This is a genomic window from Mesorhizobium sp. dw_380 (genome assembly GCF_018588885.1).
Classification (GTDB): Bacteria; Pseudomonadota; Alphaproteobacteria; order Rhizobiales; family Rhizobiaceae; genus Mesorhizobium.
In genome coordinates, this window is sequence record NZ_JAFFIW010000032.1 from 23063 (window position 1) to 43011 (window position 19949).

Annotated in this window: 23 protein-coding genes, 2 tRNA genes and 1 pseudogene; 15 read left to right on the forward strand and 11 right to left on the reverse strand. The window is 62.3% G+C overall.

Going from position 1 to position 19949, the window contains the following annotated elements:
* The first annotated feature begins 258 nt into the window (after nucleotides 1–258).
* Entirely contained in the window at nucleotides 259–540 is a 282-nt protein-coding gene (locus JT360_RS24630; protein WP_214474813.1) for a type II toxin-antitoxin system Phd/YefM family antitoxin, read from the forward strand.
* Nucleotides 540–895: pseudogene (locus JT360_RS24635) on the forward strand (type II toxin-antitoxin system VapC family toxin). The gene JT360_RS24630 and the pseudogene JT360_RS24635 overlap by 1 nt, the downstream one beginning before the upstream one ends.
* Before the next feature lie 37 nt (nucleotides 896–932).
* Here JT360_RS24635 and JT360_RS24640 read toward each other — a convergent pair.
* Both JT360_RS24640 and JT360_RS24645 read right to left on the reverse strand, forming a co-directional pair.
* A complete protein-coding gene (locus tag JT360_RS24640; protein ID WP_214474814.1) occupies nucleotides 933–1358 on the reverse strand; it encodes a cupin domain-containing protein in 426 nt (141 codons plus the stop codon).
* 133 nt (nucleotides 1359–1491) lie between these two features.
* Nucleotides 1492–1568 (reverse strand) — tRNA-Pro (locus JT360_RS24645).
* 124 nt (nucleotides 1569–1692) lie between these two features.
* Here JT360_RS24645 and JT360_RS24650 point away from each other — a divergent pair.
* The 7 genes from JT360_RS24650 (at nucleotide 1693) to JT360_RS24680 (ending at nucleotide 6952) form a co-directional block, all read left to right on the forward strand.
* Nucleotides 1693–1998 carry an ETC complex I subunit gene (locus JT360_RS24650; RefSeq protein WP_145720501.1) on the forward strand — a complete coding sequence of 102 codons (306 nt, stop codon included), beginning with the start codon at nucleotides 1693–1695 and terminating at the stop codon, nucleotides 1996–1998.
* Nucleotides 1999–2038: 40 nt separating this feature from the next.
* Nucleotides 2039–2115 (forward strand) — tRNA-Arg (locus JT360_RS24655).
* A 282-nt stretch (nucleotides 2116–2397) separates the two neighbouring features.
* Nucleotides 2398–2619 (forward strand): hypothetical protein, encoded by a 222-nt coding sequence (locus JT360_RS24660; RefSeq protein ID WP_214474816.1) that lies wholly within the window; start codon nucleotides 2398–2400, stop codon nucleotides 2617–2619.
* A gap of 185 nt (nucleotides 2620–2804) precedes the next feature.
* The gene (locus JT360_RS24665) at nucleotides 2805–3593 is read left to right on the forward strand and encodes a GGDEF domain-containing protein (protein ID WP_214474818.1); all 789 of its coding nucleotides are present in this window, start codon (nucleotides 2805–2807) and stop codon (nucleotides 3591–3593) included.
* A gap of 214 nt (nucleotides 3594–3807) precedes the next feature.
* Nucleotides 3808–4770 carry a glycosyltransferase family 4 protein gene (locus tag JT360_RS24670; RefSeq protein ID WP_214474820.1) on the forward strand — a complete coding sequence of 321 codons (963 nt, stop codon included), beginning with the start codon at nucleotides 3808–3810 and terminating at the stop codon, nucleotides 4768–4770.
* Between the two features lie 68 nt (nucleotides 4771–4838).
* Nucleotides 4839–6065, forward strand: a complete 1227-nt coding sequence (locus JT360_RS24675) for an anion transporter (RefSeq protein ID WP_214474822.1) — start codon at nucleotides 4839–4841, stop codon at nucleotides 6063–6065.
* A gap of 65 nt (nucleotides 6066–6130) precedes the next feature.
* Nucleotides 6131–6952 carry a tetratricopeptide repeat protein gene (locus JT360_RS24680; protein ID WP_352128295.1) on the forward strand — a complete coding sequence of 274 codons (822 nt, stop codon included), beginning with the start codon at nucleotides 6131–6133 and terminating at the stop codon, nucleotides 6950–6952.
* Here the strand turns inward: JT360_RS24680 and JT360_RS24685 are convergent.
* Both JT360_RS24685 and JT360_RS24690 read right to left on the reverse strand, forming a co-directional pair.
* Nucleotides 6890–7606 (reverse strand): hypothetical protein, encoded by a 717-nt coding sequence (locus JT360_RS24685; RefSeq protein ID WP_214474826.1) that lies wholly within the window; start codon nucleotides 7604–7606, stop codon nucleotides 6890–6892. The genes JT360_RS24680 and JT360_RS24685 overlap by 63 nt on opposite strands.
* A gap of 52 nt (nucleotides 7607–7658) precedes the next feature.
* Nucleotides 7659–8243: a TetR/AcrR family transcriptional regulator gene (locus JT360_RS24690; protein ID WP_214474827.1), complete on the reverse strand. Its 585-nt coding sequence runs from the start codon at nucleotides 8241–8243 to the stop codon at nucleotides 7659–7661.
* Between the two features lie 80 nt (nucleotides 8244–8323).
* Between JT360_RS24690 and JT360_RS24695 the strand changes: the two genes are divergently transcribed.
* Nucleotides 8324–9214: a crotonase/enoyl-CoA hydratase family protein gene (locus tag JT360_RS24695; RefSeq protein ID WP_214474829.1), complete on the forward strand. Its 891-nt coding sequence runs from the start codon at nucleotides 8324–8326 to the stop codon at nucleotides 9212–9214.
* A gap of 175 nt (nucleotides 9215–9389) precedes the next feature.
* Here the strand turns inward: JT360_RS24695 and JT360_RS24700 are convergent, their stop codons facing one another.
* The 5 genes from JT360_RS24700 to JT360_RS24720 form a co-directional block, all read right to left on the reverse strand.
* A complete protein-coding gene (locus JT360_RS24700) occupies nucleotides 9390–9713 on the reverse strand; it encodes a cupredoxin domain-containing protein (protein WP_214474831.1) in 324 nt (107 codons plus the stop codon).
* Nucleotides 9710–10234, reverse strand: a complete 525-nt coding sequence (locus JT360_RS24705; protein WP_214474833.1) for a DUF4142 domain-containing protein — start codon at nucleotides 10232–10234, stop codon at nucleotides 9710–9712. The genes JT360_RS24700 and JT360_RS24705 overlap by 4 nt, the downstream gene beginning before the upstream one ends.
* A gap of 106 nt (nucleotides 10235–10340) precedes the next feature.
* Nucleotides 10341–11027: an RNA polymerase sigma factor gene (locus JT360_RS24710; protein ID WP_214474834.1), complete on the reverse strand. Its 687-nt coding sequence runs from the start codon at nucleotides 11025–11027 to the stop codon at nucleotides 10341–10343.
* Between the two features lie 147 nt (nucleotides 11028–11174).
* On the reverse strand, nucleotides 11175–12254 hold the full coding sequence (locus JT360_RS24715; RefSeq protein WP_214474836.1) for an HPP family protein: 1080 nt from the start codon (nucleotides 12252–12254) through the stop codon (nucleotides 11175–11177).
* Between the two features lie 226 nt (nucleotides 12255–12480).
* Nucleotides 12481–13662: a cystathionine beta-lyase gene (locus tag JT360_RS24720; RefSeq protein ID WP_214474837.1), complete on the reverse strand. Its 1182-nt coding sequence runs from the start codon at nucleotides 13660–13662 to the stop codon at nucleotides 12481–12483.
* A 620-nt stretch (nucleotides 13663–14282) separates the two neighbouring features.
* Here JT360_RS24720 and JT360_RS24725 point away from each other — a divergent pair.
* The 5 genes from JT360_RS24725 to JT360_RS24745 all read left to right on the forward strand — a co-directional run bounded on the left by JT360_RS24725 (nucleotide 14283) and on the right by JT360_RS24745 (nucleotide 19302).
* The gene (locus JT360_RS24725) at nucleotides 14283–15311 is read left to right on the forward strand and encodes an amino acid ABC transporter substrate-binding protein (protein WP_214474838.1); all 1029 of its coding nucleotides are present in this window, start codon (nucleotides 14283–14285) and stop codon (nucleotides 15309–15311) included.
* A gap of 63 nt (nucleotides 15312–15374) precedes the next feature.
* Nucleotides 15375–16562 (forward strand): amino acid ABC transporter permease, encoded by a 1188-nt coding sequence (locus tag JT360_RS24730; RefSeq protein WP_214474839.1) that lies wholly within the window; start codon nucleotides 15375–15377, stop codon nucleotides 16560–16562.
* Nucleotides 16563–16566: 4 nt separating this feature from the next.
* Nucleotides 16567–17724 (forward strand): amino acid ABC transporter permease, encoded by a 1158-nt coding sequence (locus JT360_RS24735; protein ID WP_214474840.1) that lies wholly within the window; start codon nucleotides 16567–16569, stop codon nucleotides 17722–17724.
* Nucleotides 17725–17796: 72 nt separating this feature from the next.
* Nucleotides 17797–18546, forward strand: coding sequence for an amino acid ABC transporter ATP-binding protein (locus JT360_RS24740; protein ID WP_031240865.1), 750 nt, complete (start codon nucleotides 17797–17799; stop codon nucleotides 18544–18546).
* Nucleotides 18547–18636: 90 nt separating this feature from the next.
* Nucleotides 18637–19302 carry a TIGR02117 family protein gene (locus JT360_RS24745; RefSeq protein ID WP_214474841.1) on the forward strand — a complete coding sequence of 222 codons (666 nt, stop codon included), beginning with the start codon at nucleotides 18637–18639 and terminating at the stop codon, nucleotides 19300–19302.
* Between the two features lie 24 nt (nucleotides 19303–19326).
* Here JT360_RS24745 and JT360_RS24750 read toward each other — a convergent pair whose 3' ends face one another.
* Nucleotides 19327–19650 (reverse strand): BrnA antitoxin family protein, encoded by a 324-nt coding sequence (locus JT360_RS24750; protein ID WP_214474842.1) that lies wholly within the window; start codon nucleotides 19648–19650, stop codon nucleotides 19327–19329.
* A complete protein-coding gene (locus JT360_RS24755; protein ID WP_284731907.1) occupies nucleotides 19628–19918 on the reverse strand; it encodes a BrnT family toxin in 291 nt (96 codons plus the stop codon). Before JT360_RS24755 ends, JT360_RS24750 begins: the two co-directional genes overlap by 23 nt.
* Nucleotides 19919–19949: the final 31 nt, after the last annotated feature.

A 19949-nucleotide genomic window follows, 5' to 3' on the forward strand; every position in this document is an offset into this window, starting at 1 on the left:
GCCGGCCTGCCAAGGGGCGTGTCCCATTTCGGGAAAAAGCAACTGGCACCGGTCTTGCTGCACGAGCTTGCCGGCTGACCCCGGTCCTGATCGGGTTCCTGATCAGGTTGTAGGCTCGCCGGGAATGAGGTGGTTGGGGTTCTCGCCCGGCGAGCTTGCCTTCAAATGCATCGAGCTCTCGCCTTTGGCTGCTGAAACCGACCATTCGATGGTCTAATTTCTGATATGGACCAGAGAACGGTCCATGAGGAGCAACCGATGCAAGTATCCGTCACCGATGCCAAGGGGCAGTTGACTGAACTGGTGCGCCGCGCAGAGGCGGGCGACGAGGTCATTCTGACCCGCCACGGCCATGCGGCGGTGCGGCTGGTTCCCATCAAGGCGGTGCCTGACAAGACAGACCGTCGGGCGCTCCTGGAAGCGGCGTGCGCAGCGGGTGCCGCCAAGGCGAAAACCGGGCCGTCTGCGGCCCGTAGCCAGGATTTCCTCTATGGCGATAGCGGCATGCCCGAAAGATCGCGGTCGACACATCGGCGCTGATGGCGATCATCCTTGATGAAGCGCAAGCCGACGCGTGCATGGCCGCGCTCGAAGCCGAGAACGACCTCCTGATTTCGGCCGGCACCGTCGCCGAGGCGATGATCGTCGCGGCCCATCGTGGTATCGCTGCCGAGCTTTCCAGCCTGATCGACGGACTTGGTTTCGAGGGGTGGCGGTGACGCCGGCGTCGGCCCGGCGCATCGCCGAGGCTTATTTGAAATGGAGTAAGGGCATCCACCCGGCCGCACTCAATTTCGGCGATTGTTTCTCCTATGAGGTGGCGAAGGAACACGCCTGCCGTCTGCTCTATGTCGGGGCCGATTTTTCCAGGACAGACATAGAAGGCGTGCTTTAGGGCCGAGGTCTGCGCATCTGTCTGCGTTCCCTGGCGCTCAGGCGCGGCGGTAGCCGGCGAGTTGCGCGTCGTCGACGTCGGGTAGATTGATCACGATGTTTTCAGGGGTGCGGCAGGCCAGCCACCACAATTCTTCCGTCGTGCTCATATTGGCTTCGAGATGCGGCAGGAACGGCGGCACGAACATGAAGTCGCCAGCCGAGAGTTCGACGAACTCCCGATAGTTCTCGCCGAAATAGATGCGGGCGTTGCCCGACAGCAGATAGGCGCCGGTCTCGGCCTCGCCATGGTGATGCGGCAGCGATCTGAAGCCTGGCGCATTGCTGGCCTTGCCGAACCAAAACTTGGTCGCCGAAGTGTGTTGCGGCCCGACCCCGGTCACCAGAGCCATGCCGCCGGACTGGCTGGTCTTGTTGCTCTCCTGGCCTTTCCGGGTGATCACCGGTCTGTCATTTGCTGCCATTTCATAAAGCCCCCCTGTCATAATTTAGACTCGCACAGGAAACTGTCGCGGAAAGGCCCACGACTGCAAGCGTCGCGGGGGTCAGCATTCGACGGCACCGATGGCTAACGAGATTGCATGTAAAAAAAGGGGATGGTCGGAGTGGAGAGATTCGAACTCCCGACCCTCTGGTCCCAAACCAGATGCGCTACCAGCCTGCGCTACACTCCGAACGGTCTGTTGCCTATTCATTTCGGTGTTAGATGGCAAGTGCAAAAACCTTGCCGCCATGCGCATTGCGCAGTAATGACGGGCAAAGGGCAGCGATGCTGCCTTGCACAACAATGAGGTGGCCATGTCCGCGCGCATTTTCAGCCCAGCCAAAACCGCGATGCAGTCCGGCAAGGCCAAGACCGGCTACTGGGTGCTGGAATTCGACCCCGAGATGCGCAAGAAGATCGATCCGCTGATGGGCTATACCACCTCGGGAGACATGAGGAGCCAGATCAGGCTCACCTTCGACACGCGGGAAGAGGCCGTGGCCTACGCCGAAAAGGAAGGGCTTGCCTTCCGTGTCGAGGAACCCAAAGAGACCAAGCGCCGCCAGATTTCCTATGCGGAGAATTTCCGCTATGACCGCAGGACGCCCTGGACACATTGAAGCCAGCGCAAGTATCCAGCCGGCCCTTTGGCCGGCCAGCGGTCCCGTAGCTCAGCTGGATAGAGCACCGGCCTTCTAAGCCGATGGTCACAGGTTCGAATCCTGTCGGGATCGCCAGTAATTTCAACAATTTAAGCTGCGTGGCCTGATCTGGGTCACCGAATCCTTTCCCGCGTGAGGGTCAGTGCCGCAACTCTGTGCAATGCAAGCGGGTGCAGGAGCTTAATGCCCGTCCGCGCGGCGATCCCGGAATTATTTCGTGATCTTCCGGGCCTGGAACCTTAGCGCACACCGCGCGTTCGGGGCCTTGTATTCGCGGTGCCTCATAAAGCGGCAATGTGCGGACCGGCGAATCGGGTGGGGCAAAACAGGTGCGGGTTGGGGGAGGAGAAGCAGGCCATGTCGAAACGTGAAATTGGAACGTCCCCCGCTTTGGGGCGGCGTATCGCCGAACTCAAGGCCAGAATGCAGGATGCCGAAATTTCCGAACATGAGATGAAGACATTTCACAAGGTCGCCGCCATCATGGGGGCAGGCGACGGTTCGCTACGACTGGATGCCGACGACCTGATCGCGGCATCCTTCGTTGTCGAGACGGGTGGGCAGTCAGCCAACCGCTGACGTTCAGGATTTTTCCCGCATCCGCGCGAAATTCGGTGAATGCGCTTCCATCGCCGGAGCATGGCCGCCTGTTGAGGTAAGCGTGCTCCGGCTCCCGCTCATCCGATCTCGAATTGAAAGGAAAGTCTTATCATTTTGTTTGCGTTGGCACGTCATAGTAGGGGCGGCTAACGGAGTGGAATGGGATGAAGCTCGACCTGTCGCCGACCAGCTGGGGCAGGGTGATTGCCGTCACCGCCGCCGGTACGGCGTTCTTCATTGCGGTGGCGTTTTTCGTCGATTCGTTCAATTTCCCCTATCTTTCGCCGGAGGCTGTCTGGCGCGCGCAACTGACCGACCTGCTGCTTCCCCTGGCACTGGGTGGGTCGTTTCTGTTTTTTCTCATGTGGAAGATCCGCCAGTTGGCCATAGCCCAGCGCGATCTCAGCGTCGTCGCCGCGACCGACAGTCTGACGGCGGTGCTGAACCGTGGCGCCTTCTCGATGCTGGTCGAGGCCTATCTCGAGCAGACCCGCAAACAGGAGCAGGCCCGTTCCGGCGCGTTGCTGATCATCGACGCCGACCACTTCAAGTCGATCAATGACCGCCTCGGTCACGATTGCGGCGACCAGGCGCTCAAACTGATCGCGCAGGCCATCAAGGGTCAATTGCGCGGCAGTGATATCGTCGGCCGCATCGGCGGCGAGGAGTTTGGCGTGTTTCTTCCCGGTGTCGATCCCTCGCAATCCTGGCTGGTTGCCGAAGGCATCCGCCGGCGAATTCGCGAGATGGACTTTTCGCCCGGCGGCCGCTCCTGTCCGCTTTCCGTCAGCATCGGAGGCACCAGCTTCAGCGGCCCGACCACCTATGAGGCGATATTCTCGGCCGCCGACAGACGGCTCTATGCCGCCAAATCGAACGGACGCGATCAGGTCAGCTTCGATCCGGCGGAAGCCTCCCTGGCGGTTCCGCCCAGCGCCGCCACCGTGCATTGACCAAAGCCCTGCAGCAGGTGGAGGACTGACGAAGAGCGCTTCCTTGACGCTTTCTTGCCGGTGTGCTTCCTCCGGGCAAGTGATGTATGGGGCATCGCAGGAGACGTTCCTGCTCCCCTCTACGATTGCCCGGGCTGCCGGTAGAGCCCAACCCTTATCGGTACCGGCGAATGGTGGGACGGCCCTCAGGCAAGGCCAGGTAAGCGCAGCGGTCATGATCCATTTGTTCAACGGTTTTCAGAACCCGTTTGGCGGCAGTGAACGCGAAACCCTGGACCTCTATCGGCTGTTGAGCGCCGATGCGGCGGTGCGTTTGTGGGCAACCTCGTCGCGCGTGTCGGACGAGCTGATGCGGCACTTTCCGGTTCGCGGCGTCTCGCCAATGACGCGCGACGTGCCCGATGGCGGCACCTATGTCTTCCTCGGCGCGCATTGGCGCAACAAAATGTGGCCTTACCTGATCCCCAGGCCGCGACGGCTGATCTATGTCTTCAACACCTTCCACCCGAAGATCATCGCGCTGACGACCGGCATGCCGCGCCTGCTGGGCTGGCCCGACGCCGAATTGGTGCTGATCTCCGACTTTCAGAAGCGCCTGCTGCGGGTTGAAGGCGTCGTGCACCCATCGCCGATCGATATCGACCGGTTCTCACCGCGGCCGGCAAGGCCGGACGGTCCGTTCACTGTGGGCCGCCTGAGCCGCGATACGGCGGACAAACACAACGCCGACGATGTGGCGCTCTATGAGGCATTGCTGGCCGATGGCGTTGCGGTGCGAATCCAGGGCGGGGCGACGCTCAAGGAGAAGCTCGCGCAGCATCCGCTGCTCGAACTCCTGCCGCAGGGCCAATTTGCCGCCGAACAGTTCCTGCCGACATTGGACGTGTTCTATTATCGCACCGGCTCGCATGTGGAGACGTTCGGCCGCGTGGTGTTCGAGGCGATGGCCTGCGGTTTGCCCGTCGTGTGCCATGCGCATGGCGGCTATGCCGACCATATCAGGCATGGTGAAAACGGTTTTCTGTTCGAAACGACTGAGCAGGCGGCGCGGATCCTGGCCGAACTCAAAGCCGACCCGGCGCTGCGGGCGAGGGTGGGCCATCAGGCGCGGCAGACCGTCGAGCAGCTGTTTTCGCCGCAGGCATTGCGGCAGCGGCTTGATTTCTACCGGCGTTAGCGGCACCACGCCATCTGGCCTTCCGGACATCGTTGGCACGCCAACAGATCAAGCGAGACTTCCTACCGATGACATTGATGGGCGCCGCGGCACTGCTGATCCTGGTTCTCACCTATGCCGGCGTCGCAATTGGCCGCATCCCTGGCCTGCGTCTCGACCGCGCGGGTATCGCGCTGCTTGGCGGCGCCGCGATGATCGCCATTGGCGCGATCAGCATGGAGGATGCCTACCGGGCCATCAATTTCGACACCATCACACTGCTGCTCGGCATGATGATCGTGGTGGCGCACCTGAAAGTGTCGGGCGCCTTCCGCGGCCTGGGCGCCATCGCCATCGAGCATGCCCATGCGCCGTTCATGCTGCTGGTGATGGTAACGCTTTTGACCGGCGTGCTCTCGGCCTTCCTGGTCAATGACGCCATCTGCCTGGTCATGGCGCCGATCGTTGTCCACGTCACCCGCGTCATCAAACGCAATCCGGTCCCGTATCTGATCGCCACCGCCACCGCGTCGAACTGCGGCAGTGTCGCCACCATCACCGGCAATCCGCAGAACATGGTCATCGGCGCGCTGTCGGGCATTTCGTATCCGGCCTTTTCGGCGGCGCTGGCGCCGGTCGCGCTGTTCGGCCTCGTCGCGGTCATCGTCATCGTGCGCATCGTCTACCGGGCCGAATTCACCCGCGCCGCCGAATTGACGCCGCATGTCTCGCGCGGCCGCATGCATCGTGGACAGGTGCTGAAGGCGGTGGTTGTCTGCGTCGGGCTGGCTATCGCCTTCTTCGCCGGCGTTCCCGTTGCCAAGGCAGCGCTCATCGGCGGTGCCATTCTCCTGCTCACCCGCGCCATCAAGCCGGAACGCATCTACCGCGAGATCGACGGTCCGCTGCTGTTCATGTTCGCCGGTCTGTTCGTGGTGGTTGCCGGCGCCGAAAGGACGCTGCTGACGCCCGATATAATCGCCTCGGCCAAGGATCTCGGCCTGGGCGATGTCTGGCGTTTGTCCGGGTTCACCGCGGTGCTCTCCAACATCATGAGCAATGTTCCGGCTGTGCTGGCACTGCGGCCGTTCATACCCGGCCTGGAGAATCCGCAGCGCGCCTGGCTGGTGGTGGCGATGAGCTCGACGCTCGCCGGCAATTTCACCTTGCTCGGCTCGGTCGCCAACCTGATCGTTGCCGAGCATGCGCGGGTCACCGGTAACCCGTTGTCCTTTGGCGCCTTCTTCAGGGTCGGCTTGCCGCTCACGCTGATAACGCTCGTCGCCGGCACGGCGTGGCTGGCGTTTGGGTTCTAGCGGGGAGCTTCGATCTAGTGATAGGCACGGGGCCAAGCGATAGCGGCAATTTGATCCGGCGGGCCGTGGCCGCGTTCAATTCCGGCAATCACGGCCAGGCGGTGGAGCTGTGTGAATTGGGCCTGAAGCAGCACCCGGGAGATCCGGCGCTTTGCCATCTTCTGGCGGCTGTATTGTTCGCGAAGACAGACCTGCCCGAGGCTCGTGCACGCATCGAAGCGAGTCTTGCCGCTCGCCCAGACAATGTGCCGGCCTTGATCCTGGCATGCAGGATTGCCCGGGCCGAGGGCCGGTTTGAAGCGGCGCTGCAGCAATTGGACCGCGCTGCAAGGCTCTCATCGCAGGTGGAAATACTCATCGAGCGGGCACGCACCCTGGATCAGGCCGGCGATAGTTCGGCGGCGGGCGTGTCTTGGACAATTGTCTTGCAACAGGATCCGAAATCCGAGGAGGCGGCGGCTCGCCTCGGGCGTCTCGCGTGGGAACGCGGTGCGTCTCTGGAGGCGGAAGCATTGCTCGAACGCGCCGTCGCAGGAGGCGGGCATCCAACCGCCTGGTTCGATCTCGGGCTGGTGCGTCAGGACATGCGCAAGTTCGCCAGCGCCGCACAGGCCTATCGACGGGTGCTCGAGATGAGCCCGGACGCACCGGAGGCTGCCGTCAATCTGGGTGTCGTCCTGCAGGAAACCGGCGATCTCGACGAGGCCATGGCCGCCTATTCATTGGCCTATGGTCTGAGCCCATCCACCTTTGGCGTCATCGCCATGGCACTTACGTCGGCGCCAAGTGGCCGGCTATGGCTCGATGAGGAGGCGCTGCGTCGCTCACTCGCTGGTGGAGCGCCCCCGTCTGGCGCGAAACCGTTTGCGGTAGACGCCGGGCGTTGACAGGACATCGGCGACCGTCTGCGCATAGGCGGCTTGCCGTTTCTCGTCGAAAACCTCGTATTCGAGCTGTGGCGCGGCCCGCGGAACCGCAAAGCATTGCGCGACAGGAGTTCCTCTCCTGAGCACGCCCGAGAATTCAGGCTCCGTCCAGACCGCCGGGAAATTGATGCCGCCATCGCTGAACCGGTCGCAGTCCACCAGCCCCGTCACCAGCCTGAAGGGCAGATCCTCGCGATTGACCGGATGCGTCGCAAACAGCGACCAGCCGTCCTCGACCTCAATGGTCCAGAAGCTGTTGAATTTGAGGGCGGCCTGGCCTGGTTTCGCAAACGGGCTGCCGGCGAGTTGACCCGGCGTGTGGAAACTGAGCGGGGCTCTTGGGTGGTTTTTGGTAACCGGATCTGGGATCTTCCAATCCCAGGAAAACGCCCCGTTATCGACAACGACATCGCAAGGCAGCAAGACCATGAAGCCATAGGTCATCGCGTCGACCACCGGCGGGCAGTGCTTGAGCGTGCGAATGTCGCGGCCGTGGATCATCGAATATGCGGTGGCAGGCATCGCGCGCAGCCAATCCGGCAGAGCGCCTCGCGCCGGCATTGGGCGCGGCAAATGTTCGACCAACATTGGATCACATCGGAAAATAACACGCATCGCCGCCTCCTGGCGTTGCGATATCATGGTTGGCAGCCACGCTCAAAGCCGGTCAGTCCTTGTTCCAGCATCTTGCCCGAACAAGTGTTGCGGCGGCCCGGCCGGCTGCTTCGATGTAGTCGGGATTGCGGTGGATCAGCATGATCGAAAAGCAGCCATCTATCAGCAGCACGATCTCGCGGGCCAGGGCTCGCGGCTCCTCAATGTCGAGCCCGGACAATTCGCCAGCCAGCCATGCCTCGAAATTCGACTTGTGCCGCGACCCGACCTTGATCGCTGGGTGCCCAGGCATCGAGGCGAGTTCCGCGGCCGTGCGCAGAAAGCCACAGCCCTTCCACTTTGGATGGCGCGCGACCCGCGCCAGATTGCTGAAGATCGCCTCGACCTTGCGGTCCGCGCCACCATCCGTCTCATCGAACCACGCGGCCATCTGCTTCAGATTGGGCTGGTCGCGTCCATCGAGATAGGCGGCGATCAGGTCGTCCTTGCTCTTGAAATGATAGTAGAGCGTCCGCTTGGTCAGCCCAGCCTTTTCGGCAATGGCATCGACGCTGACACGGCCGATTCCTTCGGCATAGAAGAGCTTTGTCGCGGCTTCGACGATACGTTTTCGGGTCGGGCTGACAGCTTCAGGCATGGTCGATGTATACCGACTAGTGAATATACAATCAATCGAAAGCATGATCCTTTTCTCGCCGTATCTGAAGAGGAAAAGCAATGACCGATCTTGTCCTGAGCGAGACGAGCGACGGGGTTACCGTCCTCACCCTCAATCGTCCTGAAAAGCTCAATGCACTGAATTATGCCCTGATCGATCGCCTGCTCGCGATCCTCGACGACATTGAAGTCGATGGCAGCGTCCGGGCTGTCATCCTCACTGGAGCAGGGGAGCGGGCGTTTTCGGCGGGTGGCGACATCCATGAATTCTCGGCCAGCGTGGCACTTGGCGCCGATGTCGCAATGCGCGACTTCGTCACGCGTGGGCAGCGGCTGACGGCGAGGCTGGAAGCGTTCCGCAAGCCCGTCATCGCTGCCGTCAACGGCATCGCTTTTGGCGGTGGCTGCGAAATCACCGAGGCCGTGCCGCTCGCCATCGCCAGCGACCGTGCCCTGTTCGCCAAGCCGGAGATCAACCTCGCAATGCCCCCGACTTTCGGCGGAACGCAGCGCCTGCCGAGGCTGGCTGGGCGCAAGCGGGCGCTTGAACTGCTGTTGACGGGCGACTGGTTTCCGCCGCCGCGGGCGCTTGAGCTGGGTCTCGTCAACGAGGTTGTGCCCCATGCCGAGCTGATGCCGGCGGCACTTGATCTGGCCAAGCGTATTCTGCGGCATTCCGGACCGGCCGTCGCCAGCATTCTCACGGCAGTGGCGAGGGGACTCAATCAGAGCATTGCCGAAGGCTTGGCTATCGAGACCGAGCAATTCGCCCGCATGGCTCCGACCACCGACCTGCGTGAAGGGCTCGATGCCTGGATTGAGCGGCGCAAGCCGAGCTACGACGGTTCATGGGCCCATATCACACGGCCTGATGAGGCCCGACGAGCCTCAACGGCACTCGATCAGCGTGGGACACGGACCAGGGTGCCATCGCCGCCACATGGCCCTTGATGTCTGGCGGGAGCAACACAAGCTAATCCTAAGCGCTAGAACTACTCGTTTGCGCCAAGGTTATGGCCCGCGTCATCCCAAGCACCATTCGCAGCCGGAATACCGGCGAAGGCAATGGAGGCACCAACTACGGGTCGACCGCAAAGCCGTAGCATTGCAGTCGACCCGTAAGGCCTCAGGGCGACACGTCGAGATGGCCTTTCATGTTGGGGTGGAAACGGCAGAAATAGTCGACCGCTCCCGCCGCCTTCAATGTCAGGCTTGCTGATTTCTTCGGCGGGATCATGACCTCCCAGCTGCCCTTCACGGTGGCCGTGTGGGCGATTACGTCCTTGTTCACCCACTCGATCGTGTCGCCGACCTTCGCCTCGACGGTCGCCGGCGAAAAGACAAGCTTGTCGATGGTGACCTGGATGGTTGCTGCCGCCGCTGGCAGCGTCGCAAGGACCAGCCCCGGCACGGCCAGCCATAACAGGCGATGCAAGGCGATCGCGTTCATTTCAGCATGCCGGCGACATGTTCGGCATGCTGTTCATGGCCCTGGAAGATCTTCAGGCCGGTTTCCAGCAAGCTCTTCAACTCGGCATTGCTGGCCGAGGGAATGAGCAGGGTCTCGAGCGCGCCGTTGACCTGCTTGTGATAGGCGACTTCATTCTCGATGTAAGCCTTGTCGAAAGCCGCCCCTTGCAGCTTGGCGAGCTTGGCGCGCTCCTCTTTCGCCGCCTTCGTCAGCGCCTGGCTGGTGGCGTTGTCCTCAGGCTTCACCTTGAGCTTCTTGACCAGATCGAGCGCCTGCTTGTTCACCGCTTCGTGGTCGCGCTCCATGTCCTTGGCGAAGTCGACGACCTCCTTGGTCTTCGATTTCTCGAGCGCTTGCTTGGCTGCCTCGATGTCGAGGACGCCTGCCGTATAGGCGATATGGGCGATCTGCGGGTCGGTCGGCTTGTCGGCGGCTTGCGCGAACGGGGCAGCGCTGACGAGAAGCAGGGCGGCAAGGGCCGCTGTGTATCGGGTGAACATGGCATCCTCCTTTGCCCGGCTGCGCGGCGGCGCCGGGCCTGCGTTTTCAGTTGACGCTGATTGGATGCGGGGCGGGCAGAAACGTTCCCGGAAATTTTGGACAGGATCATTCGAGGCCCAGCCTTCCCATCACCGCCTGGGTCAGCCGTTCGCAGCGCCGGCCGGCGAAGGGGAAGGCGTCGAGCAGCACCGGGCCGATTTCATCGTCCAGCGCCTTGCGCAGCAGCGCACGCGCCCGGTGCAGCCTCGTCTTGACGGTTTCCGGCCGGACGCCGAGCAAATCGGCGGTTTCCTCCATGCTCAGCCCCTCGATGACGCGGGCCACGAAAACCATGCGGTAAATGTCGGGCAGGCTGTCGGTCGCCCGTTCGACAAGTGTGAGAATCTGCCGCTGCGCCATCGTCCGCTCCGGGTCGTCGCTGGGATTGAGGGGAAAGGGGATGATCCGCGCTTCCGGATTGTCAGGCATCGCCACAGTGTGGCGCCTCTTGCGCAAACGGCCGAGCGCCTCGTTGATGACGATGCGCGACAGCCATGTGGCGAGCGAGGAATCGCCGCGAAACGCCGCCAGATTGGCGAAGGCGCGAACATAGGCCTCCTGGACCACGTCCTCGGCTTCGGCGTCATTGCGCACCACGCCGCGCGCTATGCGGTAGAGCCGCTGGTTGTACCTCTTGATGATGACGCGGAAGGCGTCCGCCTCGCGCGCCAGCGCCCGGTGCACGAGCAGCAGGTCGCCGGAAGGATTTTCGGCCACCTCGTGCGCCGTGGCTGGCATTCCAAGCTTGCTCATCGCGACCGGATCTCCCCGAACAGACGCTTGACTGCACGTTTGATGCGCCTGCCGGAAAAGGGTTCCCGGATTTTCAGCAATCCGGCTTCGCTATCTTAGACGCAATTCCGGACGGAAAAACCGTTCCACACTTTTCCTGGAATTGCTCTAGGCTGCCGCCAATCCCTTGTCTGCGGTCTGCACGCGCGCGGCCGCCGCCAGAAGGTCGGTCTGCGTGATCAGGCCGAGAATGCGCCGCTCGCCATCGACGATGACCACGGCATGACTGCGGCCGTCGGTCAGCACCGGAAGCAGGCTCATCGCCGGCGTGTCGGGTAAGGCGGCGCCGGCCGTGGACATCACACCTCTCACCGTATCGACGGCCCTCGTCAGCTCGCGCAAGCCGACAGCGCCGACCAACCGGGCATCCGCGTCGACCACCGGCAGAGTGCGGATATTGTGATCGAGCAATTGCCGGCGCGCCTCGTCGGCCGTGGCGTGCTCAGGCACCGCAACCACGTCGCGGGACATGATGTCCCCGCACAGAAGCGTCCGGTGCGAACGCACCATGGCCTGCAGCTCGACTTGCCTCAAAAGCCGTTCGAGGTCGTTGCGGTCGATGTCGAAAGTTTCATCGAGCGTGGTCAGCGCTGCGTCGATATCTTCGGGCCGGAAGCCGACACGCCGCTGCGCCGGCGGATCGGCGGTGCCGTGACTGTTGGCTGCGGGTGCGGCGACATGCGGGTAGTTGCGCCGCGCCAGCCTGTGAAAAAGAAAGCCCAGCGCGACCAGGATGGTCGAATTCAACGCCACCGGCACGAACGGAAACAGGAAGCCCGCGCTGACAACGGCCGGCCCGCCGAGCGCCGCCGTCAATGCCGCCGCACCGCCTGGCGGATGCAGGCAGCGCGTGAACGACATCGCCGCGATGGCAAGCGCAACCGCGAGGCCCGAGGCAATGACTGGATCATGGACAAAATGCGCCACGGTCACACCCACCAGCGCCGAAATGGAGTTGCCGCCGATGATCGACCAGGGCTGCGCCAGCGGGCTCGCGGGCACGGCGAAGAGAAGCACCGCGGAAGCGCCCATCGGCGCCACCAGCAGCGCCACATGCGGGCCGCCACCCATTGCCAGCCCGCTGATCACGCCGGTCAGCGCGATGCCGATCGTGGCGCCGATACACGCCAGGATGCGTTCACGCAGCGTCGCGCCGGCGAGGATGGGGACAAAAAGACGAAAGGCCATGGCAAGCTTTGTGACGGATCGATTTGGCGAGGATGCGGATGCAGCACGCAATGCAGCCTGACCAACGGATTTGAAAGTCAAACAAATCCGGAAAGTCGCGGCCCCGGAGAATAATATTGCGTACCGCGCGGCGCCGGAGTGCTGCGAGCGGCTCGCGCTTTGTCATCAGCGTCAAAGCCTTGCGGCCGTTTGCTGATTCTCTCCGGCGGTCAGCCCGTGGGCGCCGTCAGGCGGCGGCAGCGGCCAGCCCGCGCATGATGTCGGCTTTCAGGTCCTCGACATCCTCGAGGCCGATCTGCAGCCGGATCAAAGGACCCTCGTAAGCGGGTTTCGCAACGACGCGGTCGCCCAGCCAGACCGGCACCGCAAGGCTCTCATAGCCGCCCCAGGAATAGCCCAGCCCGAAAATCTGCAGCGCGTCGAGGAAGGCGTGCTGCTCCTTCTGGCCTCCGCCGGCGAGCACGATGGAAAAGATGCCGCTCGAACCGCAAAAGTCGCGCTTCCACAGGCCATGGTCCGGGTGGCTGGGAAGGGCAGGGTGGAGCACGCGCGCGACGCCCTTCTGTTCCTCTAGCCACGAAGCGATGGCGAGTGCGCTGCGCTGATGATGCTCCAGGCGCACGCCCATCGTGCGCAGGCCGCGCAGCACCTGGTAGACGTCGTCGGGCCCCGCACAGCAGCCAAGCGTGCAAAAGCTCTCGTAGAGCTGCTTCCAGCAGCCCTCATTGGCCGAAACCGTGCCAAGCAGCACGTCGGAATGACCGGCCGGATATTTGGTCGCCGCATGGATGGAGATGTCGACGCCGTGGTCGAGCGGCCGGAAATAGAGCGGCGTCGCCCAGGTGTTGTCCATCATCACGATGGCGCCGGCCGCATGTGCGGCCTTGGCGATCGCCGGTATGTCCTGCACCTCGAACGTGTTGGAGGCCGGCGATTCCGTGAACACCACTTTGGTGTTGGGCTTGATCAGCGCCGCGATGCCAGCGCCGACGCCGGGATCATAATACTCGACCTCGACGCCCAGCCGCTTCAGCATCGTGTCGGCGAAATTGCGGGTCGGGTGATAGACGGAATCGACGATCAGGAGGTGGTCGCCGGCCGACAGGAAGGCGAGCAGCGGTATGGTCACCGCCGCAAGCCCGGACGGCACCACGATGGTGCCTGCCGAGCCTTCCAGCGCGTCGATCGCCTGGGCAAGGGCGTCGGTCGTCGGCGTGCCGCGCGTACCGTAGGTGTATTTCTGGCTCCGCGCCGCCATCGCGGCGGCATTGGGGAATAGCACGGTCGAGGCATGCACCACCGGCGGATTGACGAAGCCGAAATAGTCGTGCGGGTTGTTGCCCGAATGGGCAAGCCGCGTGTTGATGCCCATCGTGCCGGAAACTTGCCCGCTGCCGTCCTTAGCCATTCTTCGTCTTCGCCTTGTTTGACAAGGCGCTAGCCATAGTGCGGTGGCATGGCCCGTGCAACAGCGCACCGTCCGCCAGGGCGCGGACTTCGAATATGCCAATTCCGTGCGTGAGAGACACCGCAGCCGAAGTCGCGTGCTGAACCAAGCGCGCCGATCGGCCTATTGTGGGCGGCCATTTCCGGGGCGTTGATGGCGGCGGCCGGCGCGTGGTTCATCTCTCGGGGCCTTCGAGAGCGCAGGTCTGGTGATAGTCTTCCGGCGCGCCAATTCATCCCGTCTCCAGATCAGTGACGCCAAGCTAGCGCCAGCGATGGATATCGCCGCTCGCCGGTATTTTCATTGAATGAGCTTTGCCGACTTTATTCGCGCTTGTGACTAAATCGCGGGCGCGTTTGTCTGCAATTCAAGCATTTCAGGCGGCCGATTTCCAAACGCGTTCGGATTCGGTCATTTCCCTTGACCTCACGGGAATTATCGCCTTCGATGCCATTCGTGAATGGGAGGTGGCGTGTCGGTTACGATGCGGGGTTCCGGAAATGGGCCGGGATGGGAGCTGCGTTCACGCGGGAAAAAGATCAGGGTTTGCCCTGAAAAACAGAGAAAAGGGTCTGTGGGTCATGAAACATATTGCTATCGGCATTCTTGGCGCCGCTACGCTTGGGTTGATGGCGTCGGCCGCCTCGGCGACCACGCTCGACACAGTCAAGGCGAAGGGCTTCATCCAGTGCGGCGTCTCGACCGGTCTGGCCGGCTTCTCGGCCCCGGACGACAAGGGTGACTGGCAAGGCATCGACGCGGATTTCTGCCGCGCCGTGGCAGCTGCCGTCTTCGGTGACGGCACCAAGGTCAAGTTCACGCCGCTCAGCGCCAAGGAGCGCTTTACGGCGCTGCAGTCGGGCGAGGTCGACATCCTGTCGCGCAACACCACCTGGACCATCAACCGCGACACCGCGCTTGGCCTGAATTTCGTCGGCACGACCTACTATGACGGCCAGGGCTTCATGATCAACGCCAAGAAACTGCCGGGCGTCAATTCGGCGCTCCAGCTTTCGGGCGCCGCCGTCTGCGTGCAGAGCGGCACCACCACCGAACTCAACCTCGCCGACTACTTCAAGGCGAACAAGATGGAGTACAGTCCGGTCGTCTTCGAGAAGCTCGAAGAGGTCAACGCCGCCTATAACGCCGGCCGTTGCGACGTCTACACCACCGACCAGTCGGGCCTTTATGGCATTCGCCTGACGCTGGACTCGCCGGCCGACCACGTCGTGCTGCCCGAAATCATCTCCAAGGAGCCTCTCGGGCCGGCCGTGCGCCAAGGCGACGATCAGTGGTACCACATCGTCAAGTGGACTTATTTCGCGCTGCTCGACGCCGAGGAGCTCGGCATCACCAAGGCCAATGTTGATGAGATGAAGAACTCGGCCAGCCCGGAGATCAAGCGCGTGCTCGGCCAGGAAGCCGACACCAAGATCGGCACCGATCTCGGCGTCTCCAATGACTGGGTCGTCAACATCGTCAAGGCCGTCGGCAATTATGGCGAAATGTTCGACCGCAATGTCGGCTCGGGCAGCCCGCTCAAGATCGCGCGCGGCATCAATGCATTGTGGACCAAGGGCGGCCTGCAATACGCTCCGCCGATCCGCTGATTGAAATGTGATCCGGGAGGCAGATCATCTGCCTCCCGGTTTCTCTTTCCAGGGGATGGTCGAATGGCATCGCAGGAAGTGCTTCGTGAGGAGACCAGCCGGTCCTCCTTCTTCAATGATCCGAAAGTCCGGAGCCTCTTCTTCCAGACGCTGGTCGTCATCGTGCTGTTCGGCTCTGTCTGGTGGATCGTGCAGAACGTCATCGACAATCTGCAGCGCCTGCACATCGCCTCAGGCTTCGGCTTCCTCAACGGCCGCGCCGGATTCGACATCTCGGACACGCCGATCGCCTATACATCGGATTCGACCTATGGCCGCGCCATCGTCGTCGGCCTGATAAACACTATCATCGTCGCGGCAGCCGGTGTCATCACCGCCACCATCATCGGCTTCGTTATCGGCATCGGCCGGTTGTCGCAGAACTGGCTGATCCAGAAGATCTGCACGGTCTATGTCGAGATCTTCCGCAACATCCCGCCGCTACTGGTCATCTTCTTCTGGTATTCGGGCGTGCTGGCGGTGCTGCCGGCGCCACGTGACAGCTACCATCTGCCCCTCGGCTCCTTCCTCAACCAGCGCGGCTTCTATTTTCCCCGCGCGGTCTGGGGCGAGGGCTCCTGGTTGATTTTTGTCGCGCTCATCGTCGGCATCGCCATGGCCTGGTTCGTCGCCCGCAAGGCGCGCCAGCGGCAGATGGCGACGGGTCAGCAATTTCCGGTGCTCTGGACTTCAGTCGCGCTGATCGTCGGCTTGCCATTGCTCGCTTACGTCCTGAGCGGCTTTCCGCTGAGCTTTGATCTTCCGAAACAATCGACCTTCAACCTGACCGGCGGCTTTCAGGTGAAGCCGGAATTCCTATCGCTCTATCTGGCTCTGTCTTGCTACACCGCGGCCTTCATCGCCGAAATCGTGCGCGCCGGCATCAGGGGCGTCAGCAAGGGCCAGACCGAGGCTGCCGCGGCACTTGGCCTGCGGTCCGGGTCGATCTTGCGGCTGGTCGTCGTGCCGCAGGCCATGCGCATCGTCATTCCGCCGCTGACCAGCCAGTATCTCAACCTGACCAAGAACTCGTCGCTGGCGATCGCCATTGGCTATCCGGACCTGACGGCAACGGCCGGCACGGTTTTGAACCAGACCGGACAGGCGGTCGAAGGCGTGCTGATCATGATGATCGCCTATCTCATACTCAGCCTGGTGACCTCGGCCGTCATGAACGTGGTCAACGCCAGAATGGCGCTGGTGGAAAGGTAGAGCCATGCAGGAACACGACATGTCCTGGGTGCGCACCGAAATGGCGCTGGCGCAGCCCGCGCCAACAAGCGTCCGCGGCCCGATTGCCTGGGTCCGAAGGAATCTGATCGGCTCGCTCGGCGACACCATCCTGACCATCCTTGGCATCGCCATCGTCGCCTGGGTCCTGCCGCAGGTCATCAACTGGGCGTTCATCAACGCACAGTGGACCGGGCCGGACCGCACTGTCTGTGCGACCATTACCCAAGGCGGCATCCAGCCGGATGGCTGGACCGGCGCCTGCTGGGCTTTCGTCAATGCCAAGTTCGGCCAGTTCATGTTCGGCACCTATCCGATCGAGGAGCGCTGGCGGCCGATCCTGGTTGCCATCCTGTTCGTGGCGCTGCTGGTGCCGATGCTGATCCCGCGCGTGCCGCGCAAGGGGCTGAACGCTATCCTGCTTTTCCTGGTGCTGCCGATCGTCTCCTTTTTTCTGCTGATTGGCGGCGCTTTCGGCCTTCCGCACGTCGAGACCTCGCGCTGGGGCGGCTTGCTGGTCACGCTCAGCCTGTCCTTCGTCGGCATCGCCGTCTCACTGCCGCTGGGCACCGTGCTGGCGCTCGGCCGGCGCTCGAAAATGCCGATCGTCAAGACGTTGTGCGTGGTCTTCATCGAGACGGTACGCGGCATCCCGCTCATCACCGTGCTGTTCTTCGTCAGCGTCATGCTGCCGCTGTTCCTGCCGGCGGGCGTCACCTTCGACAAGTTCCTGCGGGCACTGATCGGCGTGTCGCTGTTCGCAGCCGCCTATATGGCGGAAGTCGTGCGTGGCGGCCTGCAGGCGATCCCAAAAGGCCAGTATGAAGGCGCCGATTCGCTCGGCCTCGGCTATTGGCAGAAGATGGGGCTGATCGTGCTGCCGCAGGCGCTGAAACTGGTCATTCCCGGCATCGTCAACACCTTCATCGGCATGTTCAAGGACACCAGCCTGGTTCTCATCATCTCGATGTTCGACCTGCTTGGTGTGGTCAAGCAAAACTTCTCGGACGCCAACTGGGCGACGCCGCAAACGGCCAGGTCCGGCCTGGTGTTCGCCGCTTTCGTCTTCTGGCTGTTCTGCTTCGGCATGTCGCGCTATTCCATGTACACCGAACGCCGGCTCGACACCGGCCACAAACGCTAAGAACAAGGGGACCCTGTCATGGCCACCGAAAACGCCGTCAGCGCCGAAGAGATCAAGGTCAACGCCGCCAAGATGCACATCTCGACCACCGATGTCGCCATCGACATCATCGCCATGCACAAATGGTATGGCGAATTCCATGTGCTGAAGGACATCAATCTGAAAGTGATGCGCGGCGAGCGCATCGTCATCTGCGGACCGTCAGGCTCCGGCAAGTCGACGATGATCCGCTGCATCAACAGGCTGGAAGAGCACCAGAAGGGCAAGATCATCGTCGACGGCAAGGAACTGACCAACGATCTCAAGAAGATCGACGAGGTGCGCCGCGAGGTCGGCATGGTGTTCCAGCACTTCAACCTGTTCCCGCATCTGACCATCCTGGAGAACTGCACACTTGCGCCGATCTGGGTGCGCAAGACACCGAAGAAGCAGGCCGAGGAAATCGCCATGCATTTCCTCAAGCGTGTCAAAATCCCGGAGCAGGCCAACAAATATCCGGGCCAGCTTTCCGGCGGCCAGCAGCAGCGCGTGGCGATCGCCCGATCGCTGTGCATGAACCCGCGCATCATGCTGTTCGACGAGCCGACCTCTGCACTCGACCCTGAAATGATCAAGGAAGTGCTCGAGACCATGGTTGGGCTGGCCGAGGAAGGCATGACCATGCTGTGCGTGACCCACGAAATGGGCTTCGCCCGCAAGGTCGCCAACCGGGTGATCTTCATGGACCAGGGCCAGATCGTCGAGCAGAACACGCCGGCCGAGTTCTTCGACCACCCGCGCCACGAGCGCACGAAACTGTTCCTGTCGCAGATCCTGCACTGACGGTTGCACACCGACCGCTGAAAGCCCGGCCGCAATGTGGCCGGGCTTTCTGCATATGGGCAGCCAATGCCATCGGGAGCGGGGTCGTCGATGAGAAGGTTCTGGCGTTTCGTTGCAGGCCTCCTGGCCGCAATCGTGCTTGCCGCGGGCCTCGGCACGCTGGTGCCGCGTCCTCTCTGGCCGGCGGCCGCTGCGGGCGAGGGAGCGCGGCGCATATTGGTGCTGAAGAACCCGATCCACACCGACATCGCCATCCCGGTCGACGAGGAGGTTCGCAGGCGTTTCCACTTCCTGGTCAAGGCCGGCCTTCCGGCCGACGCGCCTGACGTGCGCTACATCGTCTTCGGCTGGGGTGGCCGCGCCTTCTATCTGGAAACACCAACGTGGTCGCAACTAAAGGCGATGCCGGTGCTCAAGGCGCTGACGCTCGATGCCTCGGTGATGCATGTCGATGTCGCCGGCGCGATCGCCGAGCCGCATCCCGACGTCGCGGGCTTCGATATTGGCGAGGAGCGGTTCGCGGCATTGCTCGACTATATCGCGGCGAGTTTCCAGCAGGGGCTGAACGGCCCCGTCGTGATCGAGAATGCGAGCTATTCCAGCTTCGACCGCTTCTACGAGGCGAACGACCATTTCAATGCACTGGTCGGCTGCAACACCTGGACGGCGGCGGCACTGCGCACCGCCGGCCTGCGCACCGGCTGGTGGAACCCGCTGCCGGTGTCGCTTGGGCTGTCGATGCGGCTTTACAACTGACCACTGAACGTGTCGCCAAAGTGGTCAGCCGGTCTTGCGCTCTTGCTTTGCCACGTATTCGCGAAGCGCCTTGTTGATCGCGCTTTGGTAGCCGCGACCATCCGGCTCGCGTCGCTTGAACCATGCGACGAGATCGGAATCGAGACGCAGGGTCAACTGCTGCTTGATGGGTTTGAAATAGGGATTTCGAACCGCGTTTTGCCAGAATTCTTCGGTCAATTCGGGAATATCGCTCGTGTCGATGTCATCCTCAGGTCGCGCTTTGAGAGCGGCAATTTCAGCCTTTTGTGCTTCCGTCAAAGAAGGCGGATTCGTTGGATCGATTTTATGTCGGACGATCTTGCCCATAGCGTCTTTTCTCCTGAGGCGTGGCTCCCCGCGCTGAAATGATGCGGATCACCTCCATCCCGTCTTCCTCTCGATCAGCGTGCGCGATCAACAAAACCAATCCCCCGTCGACGGCGCCAATTGTCTGCCAACGATATTCGCCTTCTTCCACCCGATCCTGGATCGTTAATGCAAAAGGGTCGAAGAAAACGCGAGCTGCGGTCTCGAAACTCACGCCATGTTTGCGCAACTTGGACATTGCCTTTTCGGCATCCCATTCGAATCGCAATCTAAGCCTCGTGTCACTGCGAAAATGTAAC

Excerpts from the sequence above, each read along its gene's own strand:
- JT360_RS24630 (WP_214474813.1), top strand. The coding sequence starts at position 259 with ATGCAAGTATCCGTCACCGATGCCAAGGGGCAGTTGACTGAACTGGTG.
- JT360_RS24640 (WP_214474814.1), bottom strand. The coding sequence starts at position 1,358 with ATGGCAGCAAATGACAGACCGGTGATCACCCGGAAAGGCCAGGAGAGC.
- JT360_RS24650 (WP_145720501.1), top strand. The coding sequence starts at position 1,693 with ATGTCCGCGCGCATTTTCAGCCCAGCCAAAACCGCGATGCAGTCCGGC.
- JT360_RS24660 (WP_214474816.1), top strand. The coding sequence starts at position 2,398 with ATGTCGAAACGTGAAATTGGAACGTCCCCCGCTTTGGGGCGGCGTATC.
- JT360_RS24665 (WP_214474818.1), top strand. The coding sequence starts at position 2,805 with ATGAAGCTCGACCTGTCGCCGACCAGCTGGGGCAGGGTGATTGCCGTC.
- JT360_RS24670 (WP_214474820.1), top strand. The coding sequence starts at position 3,808 with ATGATCCATTTGTTCAACGGTTTTCAGAACCCGTTTGGCGGCAGTGAA.
- JT360_RS24675 (WP_214474822.1), top strand. The coding sequence starts at position 4,839 with ATGACATTGATGGGCGCCGCGGCACTGCTGATCCTGGTTCTCACCTAT.
- JT360_RS24685 (WP_214474826.1), bottom strand. The coding sequence starts at position 7,606 with ATGCGTGTTATTTTCCGATGTGATCCAATGTTGGTCGAACATTTGCCG.
- JT360_RS24690 (WP_214474827.1), bottom strand. The coding sequence starts at position 8,243 with ATGCCTGAAGCTGTCAGCCCGACCCGAAAACGTATCGTCGAAGCCGCG.
- JT360_RS24695 (WP_214474829.1), top strand. The coding sequence starts at position 8,324 with ATGACCGATCTTGTCCTGAGCGAGACGAGCGACGGGGTTACCGTCCTC.
- JT360_RS24700 (WP_214474831.1), bottom strand. The coding sequence starts at position 9,713 with ATGAACGCGATCGCCTTGCATCGCCTGTTATGGCTGGCCGTGCCGGGG.
- JT360_RS24705 (WP_214474833.1), bottom strand. The coding sequence starts at position 10,234 with ATGTTCACCCGATACACAGCGGCCCTTGCCGCCCTGCTTCTCGTCAGC.
- JT360_RS24710 (WP_214474834.1), bottom strand. The coding sequence starts at position 11,027 with ATGAGCAAGCTTGGAATGCCAGCCACGGCGCACGAGGTGGCCGAAAAT.
- JT360_RS24715 (WP_214474836.1), bottom strand. The coding sequence starts at position 12,254 with ATGGCCTTTCGTCTTTTTGTCCCCATCCTCGCCGGCGCGACGCTGCGT.
- JT360_RS24720 (WP_214474837.1), bottom strand. The coding sequence starts at position 13,662 with ATGGCTAAGGACGGCAGCGGGCAAGTTTCCGGCACGATGGGCATCAAC.
- JT360_RS24725 (WP_214474838.1), top strand. The coding sequence starts at position 14,283 with ATGAAACATATTGCTATCGGCATTCTTGGCGCCGCTACGCTTGGGTTG.
- JT360_RS24730 (WP_214474839.1), top strand. The coding sequence starts at position 15,375 with ATGGCATCGCAGGAAGTGCTTCGTGAGGAGACCAGCCGGTCCTCCTTC.
- JT360_RS24735 (WP_214474840.1), top strand. The coding sequence starts at position 16,567 with ATGCAGGAACACGACATGTCCTGGGTGCGCACCGAAATGGCGCTGGCG.
- JT360_RS24740 (WP_031240865.1), top strand. The coding sequence starts at position 17,797 with ATGCACATCTCGACCACCGATGTCGCCATCGACATCATCGCCATGCAC.
- JT360_RS24745 (WP_214474841.1), top strand. The coding sequence starts at position 18,637 with ATGAGAAGGTTCTGGCGTTTCGTTGCAGGCCTCCTGGCCGCAATCGTG.
- JT360_RS24750 (WP_214474842.1), bottom strand. The coding sequence starts at position 19,650 with ATGGGCAAGATCGTCCGACATAAAATCGATCCAACGAATCCGCCTTCT.